Source organism: Ahrensia kielensis DSM 5890, from assembly GCF_000374465.1.
GTDB classification, from domain to species: Bacteria; Pseudomonadota; Alphaproteobacteria; order Rhizobiales; family Rhizobiaceae; genus Ahrensia; species Ahrensia kielensis.
On sequence record NZ_KB894530.1, the window covers coordinates 189,072 to 215,122 of the forward strand.

The window sequence follows — 26,051 nt, forward strand, 5'->3', positions numbered from 1 at the left end:
TACATGAAATTAGCAACGCTCAATAATGGCACACGCGACGGTGTGCTGGTGGTAGTTTCCAATGATCTGACACAATGTACGGCGGTGGGTCATATTGCGCCGACTATGCAGGCAGCGCTCGACAATTGGGCAAGTGTTGCGCCGCGTCTTGAGCGTGTGGCTGAAATGTTGGGCGTTGGCGCAGAGCCGGTTCAGCGTTTTCATGAAAGCGAGGCGTTGTCGCCTTTGCCGCGTGCCTATCAATGGGCCGATGGCTCGGCCTATGTGAACCATGTAGAATTGGTGCGCAAAGCGCGCAATGCGGAAATGCCAGAAAGCTTCTGGACTGATCCGCTTATGTATCAGGGTGGTTCGGATACTTTTCTTTCGCCGCGTGCACCGATTGTCATGGCAGATGAAGCTTACGGCATCGATATGGAAGGCGAAGTTGCCGTTGTTGTTGATGATGTGCCAATGGGCGCAACACGCGAAGAAGCGCTTAGCGCTATTCGCTTGGTCATGCTGGTTAATGATGTGTCGCTGCGCGGCCTTATTCCAGCTGAACTTGGCAAAGGCTTTGGCTTTTTCCATTCAAAACCATCATCGGCATTTTCGCCTGTGGCAGTGACACCAGACACGGTGGGCGATGCTTGGAAAGACGGCAAACTACATTTGCCGCTCTGTGTTGATTATAATGGTAAAGCTTTTGGCCGCGCGAATGCGGGTGTCGATATGACGTTCGATTTTGGCACGCTGGTTGCCCATGCTGCTAAAACACGGGCGCTTGGTGCTGGTGCAATTATCGGCTCTGGCACAGTTTCCAACAAGCTGGACGGAGAGCCGGGCAAAGCGATTTCAGAAGGCGGGGCAGGCTATTCCTGTATCGCAGAAATTCGCATGATCGAAACGATCAATAATGGCAAGCCTTCAACTGAATTCATGAAATTTGGCGACAAGGTGCGCATTGAAATGAAAGACCAAGATGGCAAATCCATCTTTGGTGCAATTGAACAGACAGTGGAAAAATATAATGGCTAAGGCATTCGCCTCTCAAGGCGACATGAGCGAAAAGAAGATCACCTTTGATGAAATCGGCAAAGACCTTTGGGCGTTTACCGCTGAAGGTGATCCGAATTCTGGCGTGATTATTGGCGATGATAGCGTTATGATTATCGAGGCGCAGGCAACCCCGCGCCTTGCTAATAAGGTGATCGAAAAGGTTCGCTCTATCACTGATAAACCGATCAGCCATGTGGTGCTCACGCATTATCATGCGGTGCGTGTTCTGGGTGCTTCTGCTTACGGCGCTGACCAGATTATCATGGGTGAAGCTGCGCGCGGCATGGTTGTTGAGCGTGGTCAGGAAGATTGGGATTCTGAGTTCCAGCGTTTTCCGCGTTTGTTTGAAGGCCATGAAAGCATTCCGGGCCTGACATATCCGACAACGACGTTCAGCGATAATATGACGGTATATCTCGGCAACCGCCGTGTTGATTTGATGCATCTTGGCCGTGCGCATACGGCGGGCGACATTGTTATTCATGTGGCTGATGAAAACGTCATGTTTACGGGCGATATCGTGGAAGATCAATCTGCTTGTTATTGCGGTGATGGCCACTTCCATGAATGGGGCAACACGCTGGATAATATTGCGGCGTTTGATGTTGATGCGATTGCACCGGGGCGCGGCGGCGCATTGGTCGGCAAACAAGCTGTTGAGCGCGCAATCGAGAGCACACGCGATTTTGTTGATAGCACTTATGCGCCTGTTGAGCGCATTGCGGCGCGCGGTGGTTCGCTTAAAGATGCATGGGATGCCGTGCGTGCTTCTTGTGATCCGAAGTTCAAGGATTACGCGATTTACGAGCATTGCCTGCCGTTCAATGTGGCACGTGCTTATGATGAAGCGCGCGGTATCGAACATCCACGGATCTGGACCGCGCAGCGCGATCTGGAAATGTGGGAAGCGCTTCAAGGGTAGGGGTAATGGCAAGCCGCTATCAGACAGCCTTTAAGCTTTATCCATATGAAAAGGTGGCGGCGCAGGACAATAAGCATGTCGTGCGCCATCCGGTTGTCATTGTTGGCGGCGGCCCTATCGGCATGACGCTGGCGCTTGATCTTTGTCAGCGCGGCACACCGGTTTTAGTGCTGGATGACCATGACGGTGTTGGGCTTGGCAGCCGCGCGATTTGTTTTGCGCGGCGCACGCTGGAGATTGCGGACCGTTTGGGCTTTGGCGATGTGCTGCGCGGAAAAGGTGTGCGCTGGGACGTTGGCAAAGTGTTTTACGGCGCTGACAAAGTGTTTGAGTTTAATCTGTCGCCGGAGGCAGGTTACAAGGCACCTGCCTTTATCAATTTGCAGCAACCTTTTTTCGAGAAGTTTGCCGTTGAGCAAATTCGCAAAGAACAGGCAGCAGGCGCACCGATTGAAATTCGCGGATGCAACGAGGTGGTGAGTGTTGAGGACAAGGGCGATTTTGTGCGTCTGCGGGTTGATACGCCTGATGGTCCTTACGAACTTGAAGCGGACTGGCTGATCGCCTGCGACGGTGCACGCTCACCTGTGCGCGAGATGCTGGGCCTGTCGTTTGAGGGCCGTGTATTTGAAGACAATTTTCTGATTGCTGATGTTAAGATGAAGGCGGATTTTCCGCCCGAACGCTGGTTCTGGTTTGAACCATCTTTTGAGGGCGCAGGCCAATCGGCATTGCTGCACAAACAGCCAGACGATATTTGGCGTATCGATTTTCAGCTTGGCTGGGACATTGACCGCAAGGTAGAATTAGAGCCTGCAAAAATTCGTGCGCGTGTCGATGCGATGCTTGGGCCTAATGCCCAATATGAATTGGAATGGACAAGTATTTATACGTTCCAATGTCGCCGTATGGAAAAGTTTTGCCATGGACCTGTTTTGTTTGCTGGTGACAGCGCACACCAGGTTTCGCCGTTCGGTGCGCGCGGTGCTAATTCCGGTGTGCAGGATGCGGACAATTTGGCGTGGAAACTTGATCTTGTGGTCAAGGGTTTGGCGCCGCAATCGCTGCTTGATAGCTACGGCGAAGAGCGCGAACATGGTGCGGATGAGAACATTCTCAACTCGACGCGGGCAACGGATTTTCTAACGCCAAAATCCGACATGAGTAAGATTTTCCGCAATGCGGTTTTAAACCTTGCAGGAAAATATGGTTTTGCACGCACGATGGTCAATTCGGGTCGGTTGTCCGTACCATGCGTCTATGATGGTTTGAGCTTAAATGCCGATGATGAGTTCGGCGGACCGCACATTAGCCGTGTGGGAGCATCGTGTCCTGATGCGCCGCATGGTGAAGGCTATTTGCTTGATCTGCTGAAGGGGGATTTTACTCTTTTGGCAATTAATGCGGAGGCACCAACTTCGCTTGAGGTTGATGGTATTGCTGCAAACATTATCATGATTGATCGTCCTCATGATGCGCTTGCGGCGCGGTATCTCGGCGATCAAAAATCAGCAATTTATCTGATCCGGCCGGATCAACATATATGTGCGCGTTGGCCCGCCTATGACGCAGCAAAAGTGATAGCGGCGCTCAACCATGCTTGTGGGAGACATTAGATGCGTGAACTTAATCTAGAGCCGAACATTGCCGATCCCGATGGTTTTTACGATGAATTGATTGCTGCTCACAGCACTTTGTCTAAGCAAGAAAGCGATGCGTTCAATGCGCGTTTGGTGCTTATTCTTGCCAATCATATTGGTGATCGCGCTGTTTTAGCCGCTGCATTGGAGGCCGCGAAATGAGTGTTGTTCTTTATGACTATTGGCGCTCATCGGCGAGCTACCGCGTACGCATTGCGCTCAATATGGCTGGCATTGCCTATGAGAGCGTCAATGTTGATTTGCTCAAAAAGGATCATAAATCGCCGGAGCATTTGGCCCGTCACCCGCAAGGGCTTGTGCCCGTGTTGGAAATTGATGGACAGTCGTTCACGCAGTCGCTGGCGATTTTAGATTATCTGAATGAAACGCAAAATTTGGAACTGCTGCCGAAGGAACCTGCTCAGCGTGCCAAAGCGCTGGCATTAGCCCATGCGATTGCCGTCGATATTCATCCCGTATGCAATCTGTCGGTTGTTGGCTATGCAACCAAGGGCGAAGAGCCTGCGCGTAGCGACTGGATGAAACGCTTTATTGAGCCCGGCCTTGCTGCTTTTGAAGTACAATTGGGTGCGTTTGAACAAGCCGCATATTGCACGGGGTCGGCGGTCGGCCTTGCGGATATTTGCCTTATGCCGCAGCTCTACAATGCGCAGCGCTGGGGCGCTGATTATTCGAACTGTCCGCGCATGATTGATATTGCTGCACGGCTTGGCGAAATTCCAGCGTTTCAAGCAGCCCACCCGGATCAGTGTAAGCCTGCTTAATTCCTGCTCGATGCGATGACATTTTTTAAGACCGTGAGCGTTTTGGGATCTGATATTTGGCTCACATTAAAACGCATATAGTGCGCCATTGTTTGTGATGGGCTGAATACATTTCCCGGTGCTAAAACCAAATTATGTTTCAGCGCTTCGCGGGCAATATGGGCCGAATCCAAGCCCTCTGGCAAAGTGCACCAAAGATAAAATCCACCGCGCGGCATGAGCCAAGGCTCAATGCCCAATGCGGATAGTTCTTTTGCAACGCTCAGACGTTTCTTCGATAGTTTTTGGCGTACGTCCTCCATGTGCTTGCGATAACTGCCATCGCTTAAAATGTGGAATAGCATTTCTGACGTTAAAGGGCTGGGGCCGCCGAAATTGGTTGCGACTTGCAAATCGATCAATGCTTCAATCCAATCGGCTCTGGCCGCGATATAGCCACAGCGAATGGATGCAGAAAGAGTTTTGGAAAAACTGCCGATGCGGATGACGCGCTCCAAACCGTCTAGGCTTGCAAGGCGCGGCGAGGCGGAAGGTTCAAAGGCTGAAAAAATATCATCTTCGACAATCGTTAGATCATGCTTTGCGGCAAGTGTTAAAAGTTGATGCGCTGTCTGCGGGGATATGGTTGCACCGGTTGGATTATGCAGCGCAGAATTGGTTATATAGAGACGCGGTTTGTGGGCGATCAGCGCTTCCGCAAAGCGCTCCATATCGGGGCCTGATGCTGTGTAGGGAACGCTCACCACGTTAATTTCATGGGCTTTGAGCAATGCTTGAAAATTAAAATAGCAAGGATCATCTACGATGACGCTATCGCCGGGGCGCAGCAAAAATCGGCAAATTAAATCGATGGCCTGCGTTCCTGAAATGGATAACATGATCTGTTCAGGCCGCGCATTTATTCCCTCATCAGCGAGCTGACGGCCCAGAAAATGTCGCAGGTTTTTTGATCCGCGTGTGCTGCCATATTCAGACAATAAAGCATCGCTCGCGCGTGCGAGTTTGCGGATTGCTTTGCGAATACCATCATTGGGCATCCAATCCGGCGGCAACCATCCGCAGCCCGGTTTGAGCATATCTGTTTCAGCATCGAGTGATTGGCGTGATACCCAAAAGGGGTCGATCTCACGGTCAAGCTTGGGGCCGATTGTTGCCAGATCAAGCGGTGCCAATGGGCTGCATACATAAAAACCTGAACCGCGCCGCGAACGAATAATGCCTTCTGCTGCCAAACGATCATAGGCATCGACAACCGTAGAAGGTGACACATTCATGCGCTTTGCAAAGCTGCGAATAGAGGGTAGTTTTTCGTCGGGCGCGAGGGCGCGACTAGCAATTCTGCTGCGGATCGCCGCCATAACATCGTTGGTGCGCGTGCCTGTCATATGCTCTACTCCCGTCTTGCTCGCCAAGTGTATGGATTTATGTATCCATACAGTTTTGCAATATTGTATTGCTTTGTAACTGTTTGCACCAGTGGTTTTTGTTTAGCGCTGAGCGTTTATATCAGGGATTAAATTATGCAATCATCGACAGCAGGGTGGGGCAGCGGTCTGCTCGGCGTTATTATTTTTAGTGGTTCTTTGCCTGCAACACGCATGGCTGTTGATGGATTTGACCCGTTTTTTTTAACATCTGCACGGGCGGTGATTGCGGGGTTGTTGGGGGCTGCATTGCTTTGGCTGCTGCGCCAAAAGCGCCCAACAAGCAGCGATCTTGGCTCCATGATGATTGTGGCTATTGGCGTTGTTGTTGGATTTCCCTTGCTGACAGCGATAGCGCTGCAACATGTCACCTCGGCGCATTCGGTTATCTTTATCGGGCTCTTGCCGCTATCGACTGCAATCTTTGGCGTTATACGCGGCGGCGAACGACCCAAGCCTGCATTTTGGATTTTCTCCGTCACAGGGAGCCTTTTGGTTGCCGGTTTTGCTTTTTCACAAGGCAGCGCTGGCTCTTTAAAAGGGGATTTGTTTATGACCGCGGCAATCATTGTGTGCGGTCTTGGTTATGCGGAAGGGGCCAGCCTTTCACGGCGACTTGGCGGCTGGCAGGTCATATCGTGGGCGTTGGTTTTATCTTTGCCCATTATGCTTGTAATGGCAGCCGCAACGCTGCCTGTGACATGGCAAAATATCAGTGTGCCCGCGTGGATGGGCTTGGGCTATGTTTCCCTGTTCAGCATGATGATTGGCTTTGTTTTTTGGTATCGCGGCTTGGCGCTAGGCGGCATTGCAGGTGTTGGCCAATTGCAATTGCTGCAACCATTTTTCGGACTGTTTTTATCAGCGATGTTGCTGAGCGAAACCGTGGACCTGTCGATGATCGCCGTCGCTGTGCTGGTGGTTGGCTGTGTTGCAGGTGCAAAACGCTTTGTGTGAAGTCGCGCTCTGCTCAAATCAATGAGCAAAGCGCGTTTTAGCAAGATATGATTAGCGCAAAATGGCGGCGATATTTCCGCCGTCTACCGTTGCAACATTGCCCGTTGTTTTGCTTGCAAGCGCTTGAGACAAGAACACTTCAGCCACATCGCGGGCCGTGACTTCCTGCTGCAAAAGATTGCCTGCCATATAGTCGTCAACGCTGACACCTCTGGCCGATGATCGGTTTGCAATCATATCATTGTCCAAGAGGCCGGAGCGTATACGGTCTGCATTGACTGCGTTTGAGCGCACACCAATGGAGCCATATTCCAAAGCGTATTGGCGCGATAAAAACAGAGTTGCTGCTTTTGGCAGGCCGTAGGCACCAAAGTTTGCACCCGGATTAATGGCTTGTTTGGATGTGTTGTAAAGCAAGCAGCCGCCTGTGCTTTGTGCTTTGAACACGGCAATCGCAGCTTGTGATACGGTCTGGTGGCTAAAGAAGTTTAGCTCAAAACTCTTGCGCAGCGTTGCATCATCCAATTCGCCAATTGCGCCTTCCCAAGCTGCACCGGCGTTTGAAACGATAATGTCTAGGCCGCCATATTGCTTGATTGCTGCGTCGAATGCCTGCGCAACAGATGCTGCATCCGTGACATCACAGGCAAGGCCTAAATGACCTGCGCCAAGGGATGCTGCGACATGTTTGGCTTTATCGAGTTCAAGATCAGCAACAACAATTTGAGCGCCTTGCTCGGCAAAGACTTGGCATGTTGCTGCGCCAATTGCGCCAGCGCCGCCTGTTACAAGCACAATCTGACCGTCGAGCGGTCTTTTCTTTGCGGTTGCAAGTTTGGCTTGTTCAAGTGACCAATATTCAAGCTTGAACAATTCGCCCATTTCAACGGGCTTGAATGCGCCGTGCGCCTGCGCGCCTGCAACCGTTTCAATGAAGATCTCGCCGACATCGCCTGCAATCTTCGCATCCTTGTAGGTGCGGCCAAAGCCAATAAGGCCAAAGCCTGGAACAAGCGCAAGGCGCGGCATCGGGTCGAGCATTGTGCGGGCGATATCGTCCTTGGCATCGTGCTCATTGAAATATGACGTGTAGTCTTTAACGAACTGATCGACCGCCTGCTGAACAGCTTGTTTAAACGCGTCCATTTTGCCTGCTTCAGGCGCAGGTAAAATCACAGGCTTGTTTTTAATGCGGATGGATAGGTCAGGGGTTGGCATGCCTCTGGTTGCAAAATCTGCAAGATCGGCAGCATCAACGAAATCTCTGACCTTATCATTTGTACGATAATCGCAAATAAAGCGTGCATATTCGCCACCGCCAAGAGCGTGAGCAACCGCGCCGCGAATGATCGGCAGCACATTTTCAGGCGCTTCAATATTTGCAGGTAAATCGGCTTTTGAGAAAGAAGTGAATTTCCTGTTTTTAGCAACATAATCCTCTGCCGCAGTGACAGCATCGATCATCAAATCATAGGCCGTTTTTGCATCATTGGCGAAAGTGAAAATGCCGTGCTTGTCGAGGATCAAACCATCAACATCAGGGTTCTGCTCATAAACTTCAGCGGCTTTTTTGGCCAAGTCAAAACCCGGCATGATGTAAGGCACAAAGCCAAAGCGATCGCCGAAAATTTCTTGCGACAATTCGAAAGAATTTTCCTGATCGATGATCGCTAACACGCCTGTTGAGTGCGTGTGGTCTACGAATTTATGCGGAATAAATGCGTGAAGTAGCGCTTCAACCGAAGGGTTGGGCGAGCTAGAATGAATGAGATTTGAGCGCTGTAACTCAACCATCATTTCATCGGAAAGGGACTCAAAGTTGCGCGTGCGTAACAGAGGTTCGATCTTAACTGCAGGCAGACCTTCAGGCTCAATAACGCCCATGTCCCAGCCGCTGCCTTTAACGCAAAGAACATCCCATTCTTGCCCGCCAATATCTTTGGCCGTGGTTTTAACCGATGTATTGCCGCCGCCATGCAGAACAAGTTGAGGCACGCGGCCCAGTAATCTTGTCGTGTAAACCCTAAGGGCCAAGTCTTCGTTGACGCCTTGTTTTGCAAGTTCTTCAACGAGGGCTGCTGCGTCGCTATCAATCCAATTATTCTGCATTTTCTTCTTTCATTAAATTCAAATTGTCATGCGCTTTAAGCAAACTGCACGTGCATGTTTAAAATGTTTGCGTCAGGCTTCTGAATTGGCTTTTTTAAGAAGCAACATCGCCGTTTCATCACAGGTTGCCAGGTGTGTTGCATAGCCACCGCGAATGGCGGCCAGCATAGGTTCCACGCGTTTTTGTCCGGACCCGACGAGCAAGCCCATCTCTTTGTTCTTCATCTTATCGAGCGTGACACCGATCATGCGCTCTTCAACATCGGTTGGCATGTGATTGCCGTGAGCATCAATTAGGCGACCACAAATCACACCTGTTGCACCGCGCTTTTTGTATTCTTCAAGCAGTGTGAAATCCATGAGGCCGGTTTTCAAAATATGGCTATCTTCATTGCAGGTGCCGCAGGCGAAAATTGTTTTGTTGCAATTGGTCACCGCCGCCATTTGCTCAACAATGACAGGTTCGGCCAAAAGCTGCTGCACCAGTTTTTTGTCCGAGAGCAAAAGCGGCACATGAAGATTGACGCAGTGCGCACCAAATTGTCTTGCCAGCATGGCCGAGCAAATTTCGGCTGCAAAGCCTTTTGAGGCAGGGCGCGAGCCGACGAGCTGGACGATCTCTAAATCTTCAATCGTTTGGCTGGATGCTGATTCTGACACCTGAAAAATAGTCTCGCCCCAAGCAACGCCCAAACGGTCACCCTTGGTTAGAAGATGCGGCAGCCAATCGGCTGCCATTTTTGCAACGCGTGCTGCGGTTGATCCATTTGAGGAGGGCGCAATGCTGACCTCTTTGAGGCCAAATGTATTGGCCACGGTGCGCGCCAACTCGTGTTCGGTGAAGATGTTAGGATCAAGCGAAATGCGAATGTAGCCGCGCTTGCGAGCCTCCGAAAGATAATTGACCACGGAGGCTCTGGAGATATCGAGTTTGTTTGCTATCTCGTTTTGATTAAGCCCCTCGTGATAATAACACCATGTCGCATCCAAGATCGCGCGTTCTTGGCGATCAAGGCGTATGTCATCATTTGCGCGGGGCTTGTTATCTGGCAATGTTAGGACCCTGTCTTTTTGTTTTTAGCCGCTGGTTTCACATTTGCAAATTCAGGAAACATTGCTTGCAAACCTTCGGCCGTGGCGGGCGTGACGCCGCGCTCTGTGATCAAACCGGTTACAAGATGGTTTGGTGTCACATCAAAAGCTGGATTGCCGCCTGGCGTTCCTTCTGGTGTTACTTGAACCATCCCAATGCTGCCGTCTGGCATGATGCCTTGTACGTGCGTTGTTTCTCGTGCGCTGCGTTCTTCAATTGGAATATCAGCAACACCGTTGGCAATTGTCCAGTCAATGGTCGGAGAAGGTAGCGCGACATAGAACGGTACATTGTTTGCGTGTGCTGCCAGCGCCTTGAGGTATGTGCCGATTTTGTTGCACACATCGCCGCGCCTTGTTGTTCTGTCGGTGCCAACGATCACAAGGTCAACTTTACCATGCTGCATAAGGTGGCCGCCTGCATTATCAACGATATATGTGTGCGGTACGCCGTGGCTGCCCAGCTCCCATGATGTCAATGCACCTTGGTTGCGCGGGCGTGTTTCATCGACCCAAACATGGATAGGAATGCCGGCATTATGGGCATGATACATTGGGCTCGTGGCTGTGCCCCAATCAACGGTTGCAAGCCAGCCTGCGTTACAGTGGGTTAGAATGTTGATTGTCTCGCCGGGCTTTTTGTTTATTGCGATTCCTTGAATGATCGCCAAACCGTGCTTGCCAATTTGCGCGTTGATTTCAACATCTTCATCGGCAATTTCATGCGCAAGTTTAAGGGCTGCATCTGCGCGTTGATCTTCAGGCAGTGGCAGTAATGCATCTTTGCAACGGTTCAATGCCCATCGCAGATTAACAGCCGTTGGGCGCGTTTCGTTAAAATATTTCCACGCTTTTTCTAAATAGGCATTGGATGGATCAATTTTCATCGCCAGTGCCATGGCATAGGCAGCGGTTGCGCCGATGAGCGGCGCGCCGCGCACGCGCATCTCCACGATCGCATCAGCAAATTCTTCCATCGTGCCGACGGTCTGCGTTCTAAAGTCATGGGGCAGCCAGCGCTGATCAATGATCTCTAAAACGTTTTTTTCTGAATTCCACCAGAGCGACCGGTAGTGCTTGCCGTTTACCTTCATAGGTATTCTCCTGTATTAAACCGCTCGGCCATTGAGGTGAGGGAAGAAATGTCTTTGATGTTTTCAGCATTGAGGATGAGCTCTGCGCCCATCATGATGTTGCGTGCTTCAAGCGGCGCTCTGATGGACGTGTCTTCAATGCTCTCGAAATCTGCATTGTGTGCCAGTGAGAGCACGCGTCGGTGCATCTCAATGCCGCAAATTGATATTGCGTCTTGTAGAATGTGATCAAGAACGTCGTCGCATGCAGCCGCAGATGATTGGCCTTGGTCTTCAAACAATGAAGCAGGGTAAAGCATGCCTGTGCGTTCTGTGTTCCACAGATGGCGGAACTCGACATAGAAATGCTCAAATGTTTCTTTAATGGTTGCGAGTATCCAGCCTTGGTAATCGCTTAAATCGGCTTGGCTGCGGTGCCCTGGCTGGCTGAAATAAGCCATCAAAAAGTTTGCCGTTAGCATGCCGATGTCAAAGCCCATTGGGCCATATTGTGCGAACTCAGGGTCGATGATGCGGCTATCATTATCGGTCGACATGATTGAGCCAGAATGTAAATCGCCATGCACCATAGTCTCGGTGTTGGAGGCAAATTTCATCATCATTTTTTGAACACGGTTCTTAAGAGCAGTATTGCTGCGAATGTTCTTAATGATGCCTTCAAGTTCCGGCGTGTGATGGTTCATTTCCGCATCATAATAAGGATCGGTAAAGACCAAAGATTCTGTGATTGCCGGAATTTCTACATTGCCAGAAAACAGGCCAACATCGGCTTTTTTGTCGGCGCTTTTCATGGAAAGTTCAGAGCCGCGAAAGGCTGTGCGCGCGCAGAATTTACCCATTGTTTCTGATAGATTAGCAACCTTTTCGCCGGCAATTAATTTGCCGCGTAAAATGATGTGGGGTTGCAAAAACTCCATAATAATAAGCGCTTGCTCATTGTTGAAGTAATAAATTTCTGGCACTGTGCCGGGTGCGCGCTGCTGTTGGCGCACCAATGCTTCGTGCTCATAATAAGCGCGGTAAAGCGGCAGTGGCCATGAATCTCCGACAAGGCGAACATATGGCAAAGCCTGTTTTACGATGAGGGTTGCGTCTGGCGCCTCCACGATAAACACCAAGTTTAAGTTGCCGTCACCGACCTCTTTTACTTGCCATTTTGACGTGTCAGTGCCGATACGGCTGGTCACTGCGTCAATGGTTTTGAGCCTTGATGCAATAGTGTCAACCGACAGCTCTTGGTAATTGCTTGCCTTTTCCATGGGTACCTCCTGATCTTTAAAGAAAATAAAAATAGTCAATTGTCAAGGGTGTTGACATAAGAATAAATAAAAGCCACGATAGTGATGAGACATACACCATTGGGTGCTCTGGGAGGGGCCATGACATCAACCGTTTTAACAATTGAAGGCGTTTGCAAAAGCTTCGGTAGAAACGAAGTTTTGAAGGGCATCGACCTTACATTGAACGCTGGAACCGTAACGGTTCTTATGGGCGCTAACGGTGCAGGTAAATCCACTTTGGTTAAAGCGATCTGCGGCATTCATTCGGTTGATAGCGGCAACATGCAGATTGGCGATGCGCCTTATGCACCGGCCACAGCGGCCGATGCTCTTTCTCTTGGCGTTGTGGCTGTTCACCAAAGCATTGATGATGGTGTTATTCCTGATCTGGATGTTGCGACAAATTTGATGTTGGATCAACTGACGAAGCCGGGTGCGAAGACTTTTGTTCGCGATAGAATGATGCGCGAACAGGCAACAGAAGTTGCCAAATCCATGGGCCTTAAAATGGACGTGCGGATGCGTGTGAGCGATCTTGGCGTTGCAGACCGTCAGATGATTGCAATTGCGCGCGCTATGGCGCGTTCTCCGAAAGTTTTAGTTCTTGATGAGCCGACATCGTCGCTTTCTGCATCTGAAGCGGACCGGCTTTTCGCATTGATTGACCGCTTGCGCGATCAAGGTGTTGCTGTTCTTTATATCTCGCACCGTATGTCGGATATCAGGCGCATTGCCAACCGTATTATCTCAATGCGCGACGGGCAGGTTTCAGGCGTCTTTGAACAAGATAATCTTGATTATGAAGGCGCTGTTACAGCGATGCTCGGTCATAAAATGACCGAAGTGAATATCGTGCCGAAAATATCTTATGCGCCTGTTTTGGAAATTGAAAATCTATCGCTTAAGAAAAACTGGCCTGCGTTTAACTTAACCGCCAATGAGGGCGAAGTCATTGCCGTGACTGGTTTGCTCGGCAGTGGCAAAAGCCAAATGGCGGATATTATTTTCGGCTTGAGAAAACCCGCAAGCGGCACAATGAAAATTGATGGGCGGCTTTATACGCCTTCAAGTGCGAGCGATGCGATTGCATCGGGTGTCTTTATGTCGCCAAAAGACCGCGGCAATAATGCGGTGGTGGGTGCGTTCAATATTTCGGACAATATGAGCCTGCCGTTCCTGCGCGCTTTTAGCAATTTTTCTTTTATTAGCGGCCGCCGACAGCGCCGCGCGACGACAGAAATGATCAGCCAAATCGGCGTTGTTTGCCAATCTGAAGATGATTCAATTGGCACACTTTCAGGCGGCAACCAGCAAAAAGTTATGATTGGTCGCTGGCTGTTAAAGCCAAGCCGTGTATTGCTGCTTGATGAGCCGTTTCAAGGTGTTGATATTGGTGCGCGCCGCGATATTGGCCGCCATATCCGAGACACAGCTGGCAATCGTGCGACGATTGTCTTTGTTGCTGAAATTGATGAAGCAATTGAAATTGCTGACAGAATAATTGTGCTCAATGAAGGCAATCTTGTTGGTGAGCACACCAATGAAAATTTAAATCTGGGCGCCTTGGTTGCACAAATCACTGGCGAAAAAGCTGCATGAGGAACTACACTAATGCGCAATGAAGACTTGCGGTCATTTGCCATACGATATGGCTTTATCATTTTATTGGTAGGCCTATCGGTTTACTTCAGCCTCGAAGCGTCTGGCTTTTTTAGCGCGCGCTCGGCTGTGTTCGTTTTCCAGTCGGTTGCGATTACAGGCATTTTGGCGCTGGGTGTTACCTGCACCTTGGTTGTCGATGGTTTTGATCTATCCATCGGTTCTGTTGCGACCTCCGCGCTAATGCTGTCGGCTTACTCGATGGTGGTGCTTGAACAACCTGCCTATGTGGCTGTTCTTTTATGTTTGGCGATGGGTGCTTTTGTTGGTCTGGTGAACGGGCTGCTGATTGTGAAAATGAAAGTGCCTGATCTGCTTGCAACGCTTGGCATGATGTTTTTGCTCATCGGTTTGCAGCGTATTCCAACGCAAGGTAATTCAATTGCAACCGGTATGAGCCTTGGCGATGGCAGCACTGCAGAGGGCACTTTCTCTGCAGCTTTTCTTTGGCTTGGGCGGCACCGCTTTGATCTGGTTTTGGAGCGCCTTGTTCCTGTGCCTGTCGTGATCTTCTTGCTGGTTGCTTTGGCTGTTTGGATTTTCCTTGAATATACCCGTCATGGACGTTTAATGTATGCCATTGGCTCAAACCAGCGTGCAGCCGAATTGGTTGGCGCGAATGTTCAGCGCTACAAAATCATGGCCTATGTCATTTCTGGCGTTACAGCATCGATTGGCGGCATATTGCTTGCTGCACGTTTGGGCCGCGGTGATATCGCGTCGGGTAACAATCTGTTGCTCGATAGTGTTGCTGCAGCGCTTATCGGTTTTGCTGTTCTGGGCGCTGCACGTCCAAACGCATTTGGCACGGCTATGGGCGCACTATTCGTCGGCATCCTTTTGCAGGGCATGACGATGATGAACGCCCCTTATTACACTCAAGATTTCGTTAAAGGCGCGGTCCTTGTTTGCGCGCTCGTATTCACTTTCTATCTTTCGTCGAAAAGTTCGGCGGCTCGTAAAGTTTAGGAACACTCAGATAAACCCATGGGAGGATTAAATATGCTGAGAAGACAAATGTTGAAAATTATTGGTGCCGGAGTATCGGTACTTGCTATCGGAGCATCGGCGTTTGCCGCTGACATGCCTGCACCATTCGACAAGCCGGGCGACGTTAAAATCGCATTGGTGCGCTATCTGTCTACAGGTGACTTTTTCCAGTCATATTTGTCTGGTGTTGAAACACAGGCTGCTGCACTTGGTGTAGATTTGCGTGTGCTTGATAGCCGCCAAGATGCTGCTCTTCAGGCGGATATGGTTGATCAGGCGATTTCGCTTGGTGTGGACGGCATCATCATTCAGCATGGTTTGACAGAGTCCATGAAAGAAGCAGCGCAGCGCGCTGTTGATGCAGGCATCAAAGTTGTTGCATTCGATGTGAATGTGGAAAACGAAGCTATTCCGCAAATCGAACAGTCAGATTACCAGCTTGGTAAATTGGCGCTCGATCAAGCCATTATAGATAATGGTAATGATTTCACTGCTGGCTATGTTTACGTGCCAGGTATTGCGCCGCTTGACCGCCGCGATGTTGCTTGGAAAGAAGCCAAAGAAGCCAATCCAGGCATCACAGAAGCTGCAATGTTTGGTACGATGGACAACCCGATTGCAAACTCGGTTGCCAACCAAGCCCGCTCTGTTTTGCAGGCTAACCCAACTATCAATGTTGTTTTTGCACCTTACGACGAATTTGCTAAAGGCGTGAAAATTGCGGTTGATGAAGCTGGTCTAACAGATGACATCGACATCTATTCAGCAGACGTTTCGACAGCTGATATTTCGGCAATGCGTGAACCAGGTTCTGCATGGGTTGCAACCGTTGCAACAAACCCATCAGTTGTTGGTGAAGTGTCTGTACGCACATTGGCATTGATGCTTGCTGGCGAAAATCCAGGTGCTTCAGTGATCGTTCCTCCGACACTGATCACACAGAAATTCCTGAACGAAAACGACATCAAAAACATGGATGATCTGGGATCAAAAATGCCTCAGTTCCAACATGCAGATGTTTCTGTAGCGGACTGGATTCCACTTCCAAAGCGCTAATGGCGCGTTGGACTAAATAACAATAACGAACCAAGGCCGCTTATGGCCTTGGTCACAAAAACGGAAACTGGACAATGTTGATTGGCATAGACGGACGCATATCGCCGCAACTGCTTTTTGTTTTATCAAGCATGGGGCATGGTGATGAAATCGCTATTGTGGATTCAAATTTTCCGGCAAGTTCGACTGCCGCATATTGCCAAATAGGCGAGCCGATTGATCTGCTTGGTATCAATGCTGTGGAGTGCATTGAGTTGATCGCTGGCATTATGCCGCTCGACTCTTTTGTTGAACATTCTGCGCTGCGCATGGAAATTGATAATGCGCCAGATGAGCTTGGTCCTGTGCATGAAGATGCATCTGTTGTTCTGAATAAAATTGCAGGCAACGAAGACAAATTTGGCTCGATTGAGCGACAAGAATTTTACGAAAGATCAAAGTCAGCATTTGCTGTTATTCGCACTGGCGAGACGCGTCCCTATGGATGCTTTCTGCTGCGCAAGGGCGTGATCTTTTAAGTCGATGGTCAAAATAATCATGAATTTATATCCACGTAATTCGGCTCACCGAATTGCTAGAAGAGGGCTGAACTATGCGCAATAAAAAGACATCAGAAGAGGTTGCACTGGGCATTAGACGCCGCGTGTTTGAGCATTCAATGCGTAACAATGGCGGATATTTGTCTCAAGCTTGTTCAGCAGGCGAGCAATTGGCTTGGCTTTATAATGAAGAGCTAAAATTGGGCGACCCAACGCTGCCAATGATACCAAAACCGTTTGAAGGTGTGCCTTCGGCTGATAATCCAAACTATCACACAGGCGCTGGTTATAATGGTCCGTTTGAGCCGCAATATGACCGTTTGTTCATCGCGCCTGCGCACTATGCTTTGGTTGCCTATGCAACGCTCATTGAAGTGGGTCGTATGGCGCCTGAAGGGTTAGAAATGTTCAACAAAGACGGATCGTCGGTTGAGATGATTGGCGCTGAACATTCGCCGGGTATGGAAGTGCACAACGGCACGCTGGGTATAGGTCTTTCAACGGGCGCTGGTCTTGCTTATGGCCGCAAGCTGAAAGGCGAGCCGGGCCGCACATGGGTTTATATGTCGGATGGTGAAGTGCAAGAAGGCCAGACATGGGAAGCGGTGCAAGCAGCGAGTTTCCACGGCATTGATAATCTTTATGCGATTATGGATGTTAACCAGCAGCAATGTGATGGTGCGATGGATAGCGTGATGGAGGTTGGCGATCTTAAAGCCAAGTTCCAGAATTTTGGTGCCGTATGTGTCGACATTGACGGTCACGATATCAACGCCATGCGCGATGCGGTTAATGAACCCCATGATGGCAAGCCGCTTATCATTTTGGCCAATACCAACCCGTTTCATTCGATGCCGATTTTGGAAGAACGCTTTCCGCGTCTTCATTATGTGCGCTTCAAATCTGAAGATGAACGCGCACGCATGAATGTTTCAATTGCAAAAGATCTGGGTGTTGAGCCGGTCGATTACAGTCACTGATTTTACTGATGCGTGTGCGACCCCATTTGGGTCACGCGCAAAATGGAGCCTATTATGGTAGAAATGGTATCACGCCCTTATGCGTCCGCTTTTGAAAAGTTCGCAGTCGGCAAACCAGAAATTTTATGTCTTTCAGCCGATCTAACATCATCGTGTGAAGTCGACGGTTTTCGCGATCGTCACCCAGATCAATTCTTGTCACTTGGCATGGCCGAGCAAAATATGATGAGTTTTGCAGGCGGCCTTGGTTTGGCTGGCTTTCGCCCATTCATTCACACATTTGGTGTGTTTATGTATCGGCGCCCTTATGACCAGCTTATGGCATCGATTGCCTATCCAAGACGCAAAGTGCGTTTGATGGGCTTTTTGCCTGGCATTACGACACCTGGTGGCATGACGCACCAATCGATTGAAGATATTTCGGTGATGCGTTCCATTCCCAATATGACAATCTTGGAAACCGGCGATGCAACCGAAGTTGAAAGCATCTGCGAAGCGGCCGATTCAATTGATGGTCCGGTTTGGTGCCGCGTGTTGCGCGGTTCTGTGCCGCGTCTGTTTGATACGCCGATTAAAGTTGGTGAAATGCGCGTGCTGTCAGAAGGCGATGATATTCTGGTTGTCACATCGGGCATCACAACAGAAGAAGCAATGCGTGCACGCTCAGCGCTAAAAGAGGCTGGTCTATCCATCCGCCATATTCACCTGCACACAATCAAGCCGTTCGATCACAAGCAATTGCTCGATCATATTGGTTCGGTCAAACATGGTGTTGTGACAATTGAAAACCATGTCACTGAAGGCGGTGTTGGCTCGCTCGTTGCTGAAACAATGGCTGATGCGGGTGTGGGCAAACGTCTTGTGCGTTTGGGCCTTAAAGACACCTATGCGCATGGCGGATCACGTGCCTATCTTATGCGCTATTATGGCTTGGATGCGCTGGCGCTTGTTGGCGGTATTGAAGACATTATGGGGCAGAAATTCGGTATCACCGAAGAAGATATGGAAGCTGCCCGCGTTGATGATGTTCACTCACTCGTTAAAGCTGAGGCGCTATAATGGACCGCTTCAATGTAACGTACCGTCTGTTTGCAGACACTGAAACTGAGGCAAGTGATTTTGCCACAGCAATTGCTTTGGAAAACACCGTGGAAATTCCGCGCGATGTTGTGCCAAGTGGTTACATTGAAGATGTCGTGCTGGGCAAAGTGGAATCTGTTGAAACGGAAGCAGATAAAACTTGGCTCGCACGTATCAGCTATCACATCGATGCTGCGGGCGCAGAATTGCCGCAGCTTCTCAATGTGATGTTTGGCAACGCTTCGATTTTGAAGGGTGTTAAACTCGTCGAATTTTCGTTCAATGATGATGTGCGATCGCTCTTCCCCGGTGCACGATTTGGTGCGGCGGGTTTGCGCCAATTGATCGGCAAAAAATCTGGCGGCTTTGTTTGTCCGGTTATCAAGCCACAAGGTTCAAGCGCAGAAGAGCTTGCCGAGCTTTGCTATCAAACTGCGCTGGCTGGCGCTGATATTATCAAAGAAGATCACGGCCTTTCGAACCAGAAAAACGCGCTTTTCAAAGACCGGATTCCACTATGTGCGGAAGCGGTTGCTAAAGCCAATGCGCAGCGCAGGGCGAATGGTGATAGCAGTCAGGCGATCTATCTGCCGAATATTGGCGGGCACGGCGATGAAGTTGAAGATCTGGCCTTTTATGCCAAGGAGCATGGTGCACAAGGATTGTTGCTCATTCCGGGACTGTTTGGCTTTGACGCGATGCAACGTCTGGCGCGCAATGACGGTTTTGGGTTGCCTATCATGGCGCATCCATCCTTTGCGGGCCCTTTCGTTTTATCAGAAGATACGGGCTACTCACACGGCTGTTATTTGGGCGATCTGATGCGTTTGGCGGGTGCTGATATTAGCGTTTTCCCGAACTATGGCGGCCGCTTTGGTTTCAGCAAAGAACAGTGTCTTGAAATCGTGAGTGCGTGTAAATCTGATACGGGTATCGGCAAGGCAATTTTGCCAAGTCCGGGCGGCGGCATGAGCATTGAGCGCTTGCCGGAAATGTACGACACTTATGGCGATGATTGCGTGTATTTGGTCGGTGGTTCGCTGCTACGCTATGGCGCAAAAATTGGCGATGCGATTAAACAGATGAGTGCTGCGTTAAACAGTTCTGCTTGAAGCTGATAATATTATTGCAGGCCTGCTCGGGGCGTGGTTGCACATACCATATGTAGCTCATCAATCGCCGTGTTGATGGTGAGCTTTGCGCGGTCTAATGCAAATTGATCGCCAAATTCAGCCGAGACGCGTAGGGGGAAAATCCATGATTTTACTTCTTCGGCTGCGGCAGCAAAGGCTGCGCCCTTAGCGCCGTGCGGTGCTTCAATGTGCATATATTCATCGATGATGACTTGGTCGACATGATCGCTATTTGTGAGCTGATCAATATAGGCACGTAGTTTTGGAAAGCTGGTCATAGGGTAAGAACTTCATGCTGAATTGCGTGATGGTTCTTTTGTAAAATTGCGCCTTAAGCTTTGCAATTGATCTGCTGGTCTACACACAGCTTTCCACCTGGGAATGTGCATCAGCAGAGGTCGATCATTCGCAAGATAGCATAGCGCTTATTAGCTGTGATGCTGCTGGTTACGCAGCAGCTAAATTGCTTGCCTGTACCATCTGATCGCGGCCATTGTTTTTGGCTTGATAGAGCGCTTTATCTGCTTCATGCATGGCTTGCGAGTATTTGGTTTTTTGCGCGAAGTATTCAGATATGCCGGCGCTGACAGTAATGGGAAAACTTCGCCCGTTGAAGTGAATGGGCGTGGATCTTACATTTTGCAAGATACGCTGTGTGATTGTTTCTGCTTGCTCTGCAGTCGTGTCACGAAGAAATAAAGCGAATTCTTCACCGCCAATACGCACAGCCAAATCGGAATCTCTGGCATTTAATTTCAGGATTTTGGCAAAGGAAACCAGTGCTTTGTCGCCGCCGTCATGTCCATATTTATCATTGACCGCTTTAAAATAATCAAGATCGAATACGACAACAGAATCGACATTTCCAGATTCTTCGGTGTTGTTTTCAATCGAAATTTCAAGCCCGCGCCTGTTCATAAGCCCTGTCAGTACATCTGTGTTTGCAGCCGCTTCCAGGTTAATCGTTGCTTCAAAAAGCGCGTGTTCGCGCTCAATGAGCGTGCCAAGAATAACGGTAGAAATAATAGAGGTGGGCAGTAAAAATGGGTAAACATTCCATATTATTTTATTGGCTAATTCCCAAGGCAAAATATAAAGGCCGACAAGCTGCAATGAAATCATTGTGCCACCAATGACAAGATGGTGGAACTTTGGTCGCCCCTTGCATTTACATATTTTAATCCAAGAATATCCGAGGATTGCTGCAAGTATAATGCCGACAACTCCGGAAAGAGCGCCTTCACCACCGATATAAAATCTTGCGGCACTGGTTGCGATGGAAACAACAATTGCGGCTGGCAGCCCGCCAAATGCGGCACCAAGCCCAACCATAATTGCACGGCCATCGATAATAATACCGGGTGCAAATTCAACAGGGGTAATCATTGAGAAAATAGCCGCGAAGGAAAACAATACTCCAGTTATGAGCGATTTTTGCAATGGTGTGAATTTAGCGCGGATAATAATCCCGAACGCTACAGCTGTCAGCGCCATGATGCCGACTGCTTCTATAAATGCCACAACTATAGCGGTTTTTAACATAAATCACATTTCCCAAGTATATCTTTATCGATAGCGTGTGCTGGTAAATGTAATGTTTAATATTTATACTACCTTTTATTTTGGTTAATGAATTTCCTGTACTGATCTTGTTTCTGTTTTTTCTGTATAGAAATCTTACATAATGCTGTCGCGTGTTATTTCTAATGGTGCTCGCAGTGACTGCTGTAGCCGTTTATCGTATGTTTGGATGTAATATTTCAATTTACTTGGCAGCTGAATGTATATGCTAATCCAAGTGAAAAACTTCTTCCATTGAAGCCCACCATTCGCCCTCTGCGCGGGTCTCCAGTGGTTGTTGCATAGGTCCGCATAGTGCCCACCATTCCTGTGTTACAGGATCGTTGGCTATGGCCGCATTATCGGCTTCAAAATTTTTGCCCGTATATTCCCAATAGGCAAACATCAGGTTTTCAGGCTGTTTGAGATAAATAGAATAATTGGTGATGTTTGAATCGCGCAAGCGCTGTAGCACTGCTGGCCATACATCTGCGTGAAGCCATTTATACATTTCGAGATATTGAGGCTTTAAACCGATGACCATGCCCATGCGTTGTGTTTTGGGCTTTTTTTTCTTTGGCGTGTCTACGGCTTTAGAAGTCATGATGTTTGCTCCAATGCGTAAAAGCGTGCGGCAGTTCTGCCATAAATTTCATCGCGATCAGTTTGGCTCACATTGCTCAGTAATTGATCCGACACGCTGCGCCATTGATCATAATCACCGGCCAAATTGAGCACTGGCCAATCGCTGCCCCACATCACACGCTTTGCGCTAAAATGACTGATCACGTGATCAATAATCGGTTGCAATTGGGCTGCATTCCAGTGGGGGCCAGCCTCGTTGGCTAGGCCGGAAATCTTGCAGAAAACATTTGGCAAAAGAGCAAGTTTTGCCATCCCGTCACGCCAAGCATTACCTGCATCAGCACCGTTGGCGATCACTGGTTTTGCGCAATGATCAATGACGATCGGCAGGTTCGGTATTTGCTGAGCAATATCTGCGAGTACATCCAAGTGACGGGGAACAACCAATGCATCTAGCCGCAAGCCTTGGTTTGCGAGAGCGTGAAGATTTTTGATAACTTGCGGACGCTTAATCCAGTTGGTGTCGGGGATGTCCTGTAACATCGGACGCACGCCTTTGAGAATTGGCGCTTGTGACAATTGCTTCATTACGTCCGGTGCATTTTCATCGTCAAGATCTACCCAGCCCACGACGCCTTTAATAAAGCTGTTTTGGGCGGCTAATCCGATAAGAAATTCGGTTTCGGCAATCGTTGCGGCAGCCTGAACAACCACTGTGCCTGTAATCGCGTGACGCGCTAATATGGGTTCCAAATCTTTGGGCAGAATATCGTGGCGAATATCGGCAATATCATCCGTCATCCAAGTGTAGTCGCCGCGTGAGATTTGCCAAAAGTGTTGATGGGCGTCGATTTTTGCAATTTGCGGCATCGGTTTTTCCAGCGGTTGATGACTACTTGACATAAAATGTTTTGTATAATTAAAAACAATGCAACTAACGCAACGAGCCGTCAATAGGCTAGAAGGAGTATTGCGAGATGCAATCCACGCCAATTTTACAGTTCGGAACGAGTCGTTTTCTTCAAGCGCATATTGATCTGTTTGTTTCGCAAGCGATGGATCGAGGGCAAGCGGCAGGGCCAATTACGATTGTGCAAAGCTCTGGCGATAGCGCACGCGCAAAACGACTTGATGGCTTGGTCGGTGCTTACCCTGTGCGTGTGGAAGGACTTAATGAGGGCCGGAAGGTTCAAGAAACAATTGCGGTGCGTAGCATCGTGCGCGCCTTAACAACAGCGACCGACTGGCCGGAAATTACGCGCATCTTTGTTGAGGAAGTCAGCATTGTCTTGTCGAATACTGGCGATAAAGGATTTGCGCCGCAGCCATGTGATATGGATGCCGGGTTTGATCAAGCGATGTCTTATCCTGCCAAGCTCACCCAGCTTTTGCGTTTGCGGTTTGAAGCGAATGGCAAGCCTATTCAGATTATGCCGATGGAATTAATTGTTGAAAACGGTGCCGTGCTGAAAAAACGTGTGCTGGAAATTGCGCAAAATGACAGTGCCGACTTTAAGCGTTATTTGGATGAGGGTGTCGTTTGGGTTAATTCGCTCGTGGATAGAATTGTTTCTGAACCACTTGAACCAGCAGGAGCGGTGGCTGAGCCCTATGCGCTGTGGGCGATTGAAGATCAGCCAAAATTGCAGCTGCCTTGTGAACATGAGAGCATTAAAACTGTTGCGTCATTAGATGAAATCGAAGCGCTTAAACTGTTTGTCTTAAATCTTGGCCATAGCTTTTTTGCGGATCGCTGGCTTGTTCGCAAGGGCAGCACAGATGTGATGATGCGCCAGTTGATGGAGGATGAGGACGAGCTTGCCGCTTTGAAAAAAGTATATTCTGACGAGGTAAGGCCAGCCTTTGTTGCAGCTAAGCTAGAGCATGAATTTGACGCTTATGTTCGTGTGACTTTGGACCGTTTTGCCAATCCTTTTTTGGAGCACAAAATTGCGGATATCGCGCAAAATCATCAGCAAAAAGTTGAGCGCCGGATAAAGGCTATGCTTGATTGGGCGATAGCCAAGGGCGATCAATCTGACAAACCTATTCTACAAGAAATTGTTGACCGAAACACGGAGACTGCATGATGCATTTTGATAAACGACAGGTTGGTAAAACCGACGTTTCCGTGACATCGCTTTCTTTTGGTGGTGCGAGTATCGGCAATTTAGGCGGTGTCGTGCGCGATGCAGATGCGGCGGCAGTGCTGGATTATGCTTGGCAGGCGGGTATCCGCTATTTTGACACTGCGCCTCATTATGGGCGCGGATTATCTGAGCAACGCATGGGCGCGTTCTTTGCAGGCAAAAACCGTGATGATTACGTGATTTCCACAAAAGTGGGGCGCGTTTTATCTGCTGGAGAACCAATGGAAGAGGCTGATGGTTTCATTCAGCCCTTACCCAATGCCGTTCGTTATGATTATTCTGCAGAAGGTATTCTTGAAAGCTTTGAGGCGAGCTGCGAACGCTTGGGCACATCGCGTGTCGATATAATTTATGTTCATGACATTGGTGATGTAACGCATGGTGCCAAAGAAGGTCAGCGCCATATGAGCGACTTGCTGGGTTCTGGCATGGGCGCGTTGCATGACCTTAAACAATCAGGCCGCATCGGTGCTATTGGCTTAGGGGTCAATGAGTCTCAGGTTTGTATTGACGTTATGAAAGAGACGCCGCTTGATGTTATTCTTCTAGCAGGACGCTTAACATTGCTGGACAGAGAAGCAGAAGACGCGCTGCTTGATCTATGCAAAGCGCAAGGAACAAGTCTTGTTCTTGGCGGTATTTTTAACTCCGGCATATTGGCGACTGGGCCAGTTGCGGGCGCATGGTTTGATTACAGCCCCGCATCTGACGAAATTATAGACCGTGTCAAAATTTTGCAAGATAATGCGCAGAAGGTTGATCTAACTTTAGCCGAGGCCGCATTGCAATTTGGGCTTCATCATCCTGCTGCTTGCTCGGTTTTACTGGGCACTGGCAAGGTTAAATCGCTGCAACGCAATCTCGATGCGGCGCAAATTAAACTATCTGAAGCAGCGCGTGAATTTGTAACGCGCTAAGGTGTGTGACTGTGTGCTTCTAGTGAACCTAGTAAGGTTTCTTTTGATGTTGCTAGATGGGTAAGGGCTGCTGCTTCTGCTTTTTTGAAGTCGCGGCTTCTCAAGGCATTTATGTAAATTAAGTGCTCTTTGATAGCGCCTTCATTGCGTTTGCGTTCGTCCGTTTTATTCCATTGAAAATGGTAGTGGAAAATCAATGAGATGATTTTCTGAAACTCTTTTATAAAGCGATTGCTGACCACGCTGTTGATTGCCGTGTGAAATGCTTCATCCAGTTTTGAAAAGTCATGATAGTCCTTATCAATTCTCTCCAAAAGCGCCAAATGCTCTTGTTCTAAAACGTCAAGCCGTGCCCAAATGGCATGGTCCTGCGGCAAAGCCACAAGATGGCGCACCGAGTTAAGTTCAAGAACAACGCGAAAATCAGACAGTTCAATCGCGTAATCTGCGGTAAAACCGTTAAGTACCCATCCGCCGCGCGGACGCCGAACAACGATGCCGAAACGGCTAAGTGATGAGAAAAATTCTTGTAATGTGTGTGGCGCAACAGAAAAATATTTCGATAATTGTGCAACGTTGAGCGCGGTTCCGGGCGGCACATCCATGCGCAAAACCCAATCTAAAAATCGGCGTTCGAGTTCTTCAATCGTTATAAGCGTTGCGGGCAATTCCATGTGATCGGATTTCTTAGAGCGCCGCTTGATGAGCTTTTCACGGCCATTCAAAGCGATGATGGATTGTTCATCAAGCTTGCTGAGGACACTGCGAATAACCGTTCGGCTAACACCTAATTTAGATGATAAAATATTTTCAGACGGCAAAACCTCGCCGATAGCCATGCCATCGCAAAGCGACAACATCTGCTTGTGAGCAACAATAAAGCGTTCATTCGTGCGGGCCATAAGGTACTTCGCTCCAGTTCATTCAGATATATAATAACTGTTTTTTGCAATTGTTCAAAAAAAATTAAAAACATTTGACGATGCCATTTTACGACTATACGGTTTATTATTATTAAAATCAGAATGTGGCTCTGGGAGGAGTGATCTTGTCTGAAGTAC

The 26,051-nt window shown here is 49.0% G+C and carries 25 protein-coding genes; 15 read left to right on the forward strand and 10 right to left on the reverse strand.

The annotated features are described in order from the left end of the window. The first annotated feature begins 3 nt into the window (after nt 1-3). The 5 genes from C504_RS0110290 to maiA are packed head-to-tail and all read left to right on the forward strand — an operon-like array spanning nt 4 to nt 4,385. Nucleotides 4-1,017 carry a fumarylacetoacetate hydrolase family protein gene (locus C504_RS0110290; RefSeq protein WP_018689255.1) on the forward strand — a complete coding sequence of 338 codons (1,014 nt, stop codon included), beginning with the start codon at nt 4-6 and terminating at the stop codon, nt 1,015-1,017. Continuing rightward, entirely contained in the window at nt 1,010-1,960 is a 951-nt protein-coding gene (locus C504_RS0110295; protein ID WP_018689256.1) for an MBL fold metallo-hydrolase, read from the forward strand. The genes C504_RS0110290 and C504_RS0110295 overlap by 8 nt, the downstream gene beginning before the upstream one ends. A gap of 5 nt (nt 1,961-1,965) precedes the next feature. Next, on the forward strand, nt 1,966-3,576 hold the full coding sequence (locus C504_RS0110300) for an FAD-dependent oxidoreductase (RefSeq protein WP_018689257.1): 1,611 nt from the start codon (nt 1,966-1,968) through the stop codon (nt 3,574-3,576). Further along, the gene (locus C504_RS0110305; RefSeq protein WP_018689258.1) at nt 3,577-3,762 is read left to right on the forward strand and encodes a DUF2783 domain-containing protein; all 186 of its coding nucleotides are present in this window, start codon (nt 3,577-3,579) and stop codon (nt 3,760-3,762) included. Beyond that, complete coding sequence (gene maiA, locus C504_RS0110310; RefSeq protein WP_018689259.1) at nt 3,759-4,385, forward strand: maleylacetoacetate isomerase; 627 nt, start codon at nt 3,759-3,761, stop codon at nt 4,383-4,385. Before C504_RS0110305 ends, maiA begins: the two co-directional genes overlap by 4 nt. On the opposite strand, the gene C504_RS0110315 is transcribed toward maiA, so the two are convergent. Then, nucleotides 4,382-5,770, reverse strand: a complete 1,389-nt coding sequence (locus tag C504_RS0110315) for an aminotransferase-like domain-containing protein (protein WP_018689260.1) — start codon at nt 5,768-5,770, stop codon at nt 4,382-4,384. The genes maiA and C504_RS0110315 overlap by 4 nt on opposite strands. 135 nt (nt 5,771-5,905) lie before the next feature. Between C504_RS0110315 and C504_RS0110320 the strand changes: the two genes are divergently transcribed. Continuing rightward, nucleotides 5,906-6,766, forward strand: coding sequence for a DMT family transporter (locus C504_RS0110320; RefSeq protein ID WP_018689261.1), 861 nt, complete (start codon nt 5,906-5,908; stop codon nt 6,764-6,766). A 51-nt stretch (nt 6,767-6,817) separates the two neighbouring features. On the opposite strand, the gene C504_RS0110325 is transcribed toward C504_RS0110320, so the two are convergent. The 4 genes from C504_RS0110325 to mtnK form a co-directional block, all read right to left on the reverse strand. Beyond that, nucleotides 6,818-8,875 (reverse strand): bifunctional aldolase/short-chain dehydrogenase, encoded by a 2,058-nt coding sequence (locus C504_RS0110325; protein WP_018689262.1) that lies wholly within the window; start codon nt 8,873-8,875, stop codon nt 6,818-6,820. 72 nt (nt 8,876-8,947) lie between these two features. Beyond that, complete coding sequence (locus tag C504_RS0110330; RefSeq protein ID WP_018689263.1) at nt 8,948-9,928, reverse strand: sugar-binding transcriptional regulator; 981 nt, start codon at nt 9,926-9,928, stop codon at nt 8,948-8,950. Nucleotides 9,929-9,930: 2 nt separating this feature from the next. Further along, nucleotides 9,931-11,061, reverse strand: coding sequence for an S-methyl-5-thioribose-1-phosphate isomerase (gene mtnA / locus C504_RS0110335; RefSeq protein ID WP_018689264.1), 1,131 nt, complete (start codon nt 11,059-11,061; stop codon nt 9,931-9,933). Then, nucleotides 11,058-12,320 carry an S-methyl-5-thioribose kinase gene (gene mtnK / locus C504_RS0110340; RefSeq protein ID WP_018689265.1) on the reverse strand — a complete coding sequence of 421 codons (1,263 nt, stop codon included), beginning with the start codon at nt 12,318-12,320 and terminating at the stop codon, nt 11,058-11,060. Before mtnK ends, mtnA begins: the two co-directional genes overlap by 4 nt. 120 nt (nt 12,321-12,440) lie before the next feature. Between mtnK and C504_RS0110345 the strand changes: the two genes are divergently transcribed. From C504_RS0110345 to C504_RS0110375, 7 genes are all read left to right on the forward strand, one after another. Continuing rightward, nucleotides 12,441-13,940: a sugar ABC transporter ATP-binding protein gene (locus C504_RS0110345; RefSeq protein ID WP_018689266.1), complete on the forward strand. Its 1,500-nt coding sequence runs from the start codon at nt 12,441-12,443 to the stop codon at nt 13,938-13,940. A 12-nt stretch (nt 13,941-13,952) separates the two neighbouring features. Then, nucleotides 13,953-14,969 (forward strand): ABC transporter permease, encoded by a 1,017-nt coding sequence (locus C504_RS0110350; protein ID WP_018689267.1) that lies wholly within the window; start codon nt 13,953-13,955, stop codon nt 14,967-14,969. Between the two features lie 48 nt (nt 14,970-15,017). Beyond that, nucleotides 15,018-16,046: a substrate-binding domain-containing protein gene (locus C504_RS0110355; protein WP_018689268.1), complete on the forward strand. Its 1,029-nt coding sequence runs from the start codon at nt 15,018-15,020 to the stop codon at nt 16,044-16,046. Nucleotides 16,047-16,120: 74 nt separating this feature from the next. After that, nucleotides 16,121-16,564 carry an RbsD/FucU family protein gene (locus tag C504_RS0110360; protein ID WP_018689269.1) on the forward strand — a complete coding sequence of 148 codons (444 nt, stop codon included), beginning with the start codon at nt 16,121-16,123 and terminating at the stop codon, nt 16,562-16,564. A gap of 74 nt (nt 16,565-16,638) precedes the next feature. Continuing rightward, complete coding sequence (locus C504_RS0110365) at nt 16,639-17,565, forward strand: transketolase (RefSeq protein WP_018689270.1); 927 nt, start codon at nt 16,639-16,641, stop codon at nt 17,563-17,565. A 54-nt stretch (nt 17,566-17,619) separates the two neighbouring features. Continuing rightward, nucleotides 17,620-18,624, forward strand: coding sequence for a transketolase family protein (locus C504_RS0110370; RefSeq protein ID WP_018689271.1), 1,005 nt, complete (start codon nt 17,620-17,622; stop codon nt 18,622-18,624). After that, entirely contained in the window at nt 18,624-19,757 is a 1,134-nt protein-coding gene (locus C504_RS0110375; RefSeq protein WP_018689272.1) for a RuBisCO large subunit C-terminal-like domain-containing protein, read from the forward strand. The genes C504_RS0110370 and C504_RS0110375 overlap by 1 nt, the downstream gene beginning before the upstream one ends. Nucleotides 19,758-19,768: 11 nt before the next feature. On the opposite strand, the gene C504_RS0110380 is transcribed toward C504_RS0110375, so the two are convergent. From C504_RS0110380 to C504_RS0110395, 4 genes are all read right to left on the reverse strand, one after another. Continuing rightward, nucleotides 19,769-20,056 (reverse strand): hypothetical protein, encoded by a 288-nt coding sequence (locus tag C504_RS0110380; protein ID WP_018689273.1) that lies wholly within the window; start codon nt 20,054-20,056, stop codon nt 19,769-19,771. A gap of 169 nt (nt 20,057-20,225) precedes the next feature. Beyond that, a complete protein-coding gene (locus C504_RS0110385) occupies nt 20,226-21,320 on the reverse strand; it encodes a GGDEF domain-containing protein (RefSeq protein ID WP_018689274.1) in 1,095 nt (364 codons plus the stop codon). Nucleotides 21,321-21,567: 247 nt separating this feature from the next. Then, entirely contained in the window at nt 21,568-21,942 is a 375-nt protein-coding gene (locus tag C504_RS0110390; protein WP_018689275.1) for an L-rhamnose mutarotase, read from the reverse strand. Continuing rightward, nucleotides 21,939-22,793: an amidohydrolase family protein gene (locus C504_RS0110395; RefSeq protein WP_018689276.1), complete on the reverse strand. Its 855-nt coding sequence runs from the start codon at nt 22,791-22,793 to the stop codon at nt 21,939-21,941. The genes C504_RS0110390 and C504_RS0110395 overlap by 4 nt, the downstream gene beginning before the upstream one ends. 107 nt (nt 22,794-22,900) lie before the next feature. Between C504_RS0110395 and C504_RS0110400 the strand changes: the two genes are divergently transcribed. Next, on the forward strand, nt 22,901-24,013 hold the full coding sequence (locus C504_RS0110400; protein WP_018689277.1) for a mannitol dehydrogenase family protein: 1,113 nt from the start codon (nt 22,901-22,903) through the stop codon (nt 24,011-24,013). Continuing rightward, nucleotides 24,010-24,990, forward strand: a complete 981-nt coding sequence (locus C504_RS0110405) for an aldo/keto reductase (RefSeq protein ID WP_018689278.1) — start codon at nt 24,010-24,012, stop codon at nt 24,988-24,990. The genes C504_RS0110400 and C504_RS0110405 overlap by 4 nt, the downstream gene beginning before the upstream one ends. Here the strand turns inward: C504_RS0110405 and C504_RS0110410 are convergent. Then, on the reverse strand, nt 24,987-25,892 hold the full coding sequence (locus C504_RS0110410; protein ID WP_018689279.1) for a GntR family transcriptional regulator: 906 nt from the start codon (nt 25,890-25,892) through the stop codon (nt 24,987-24,989). The two genes, C504_RS0110405 and C504_RS0110410, sit on opposite strands and share 4 nt — an antisense overlap. Between the last annotated feature and the right edge of the window lie 159 nt (nt 25,893-26,051).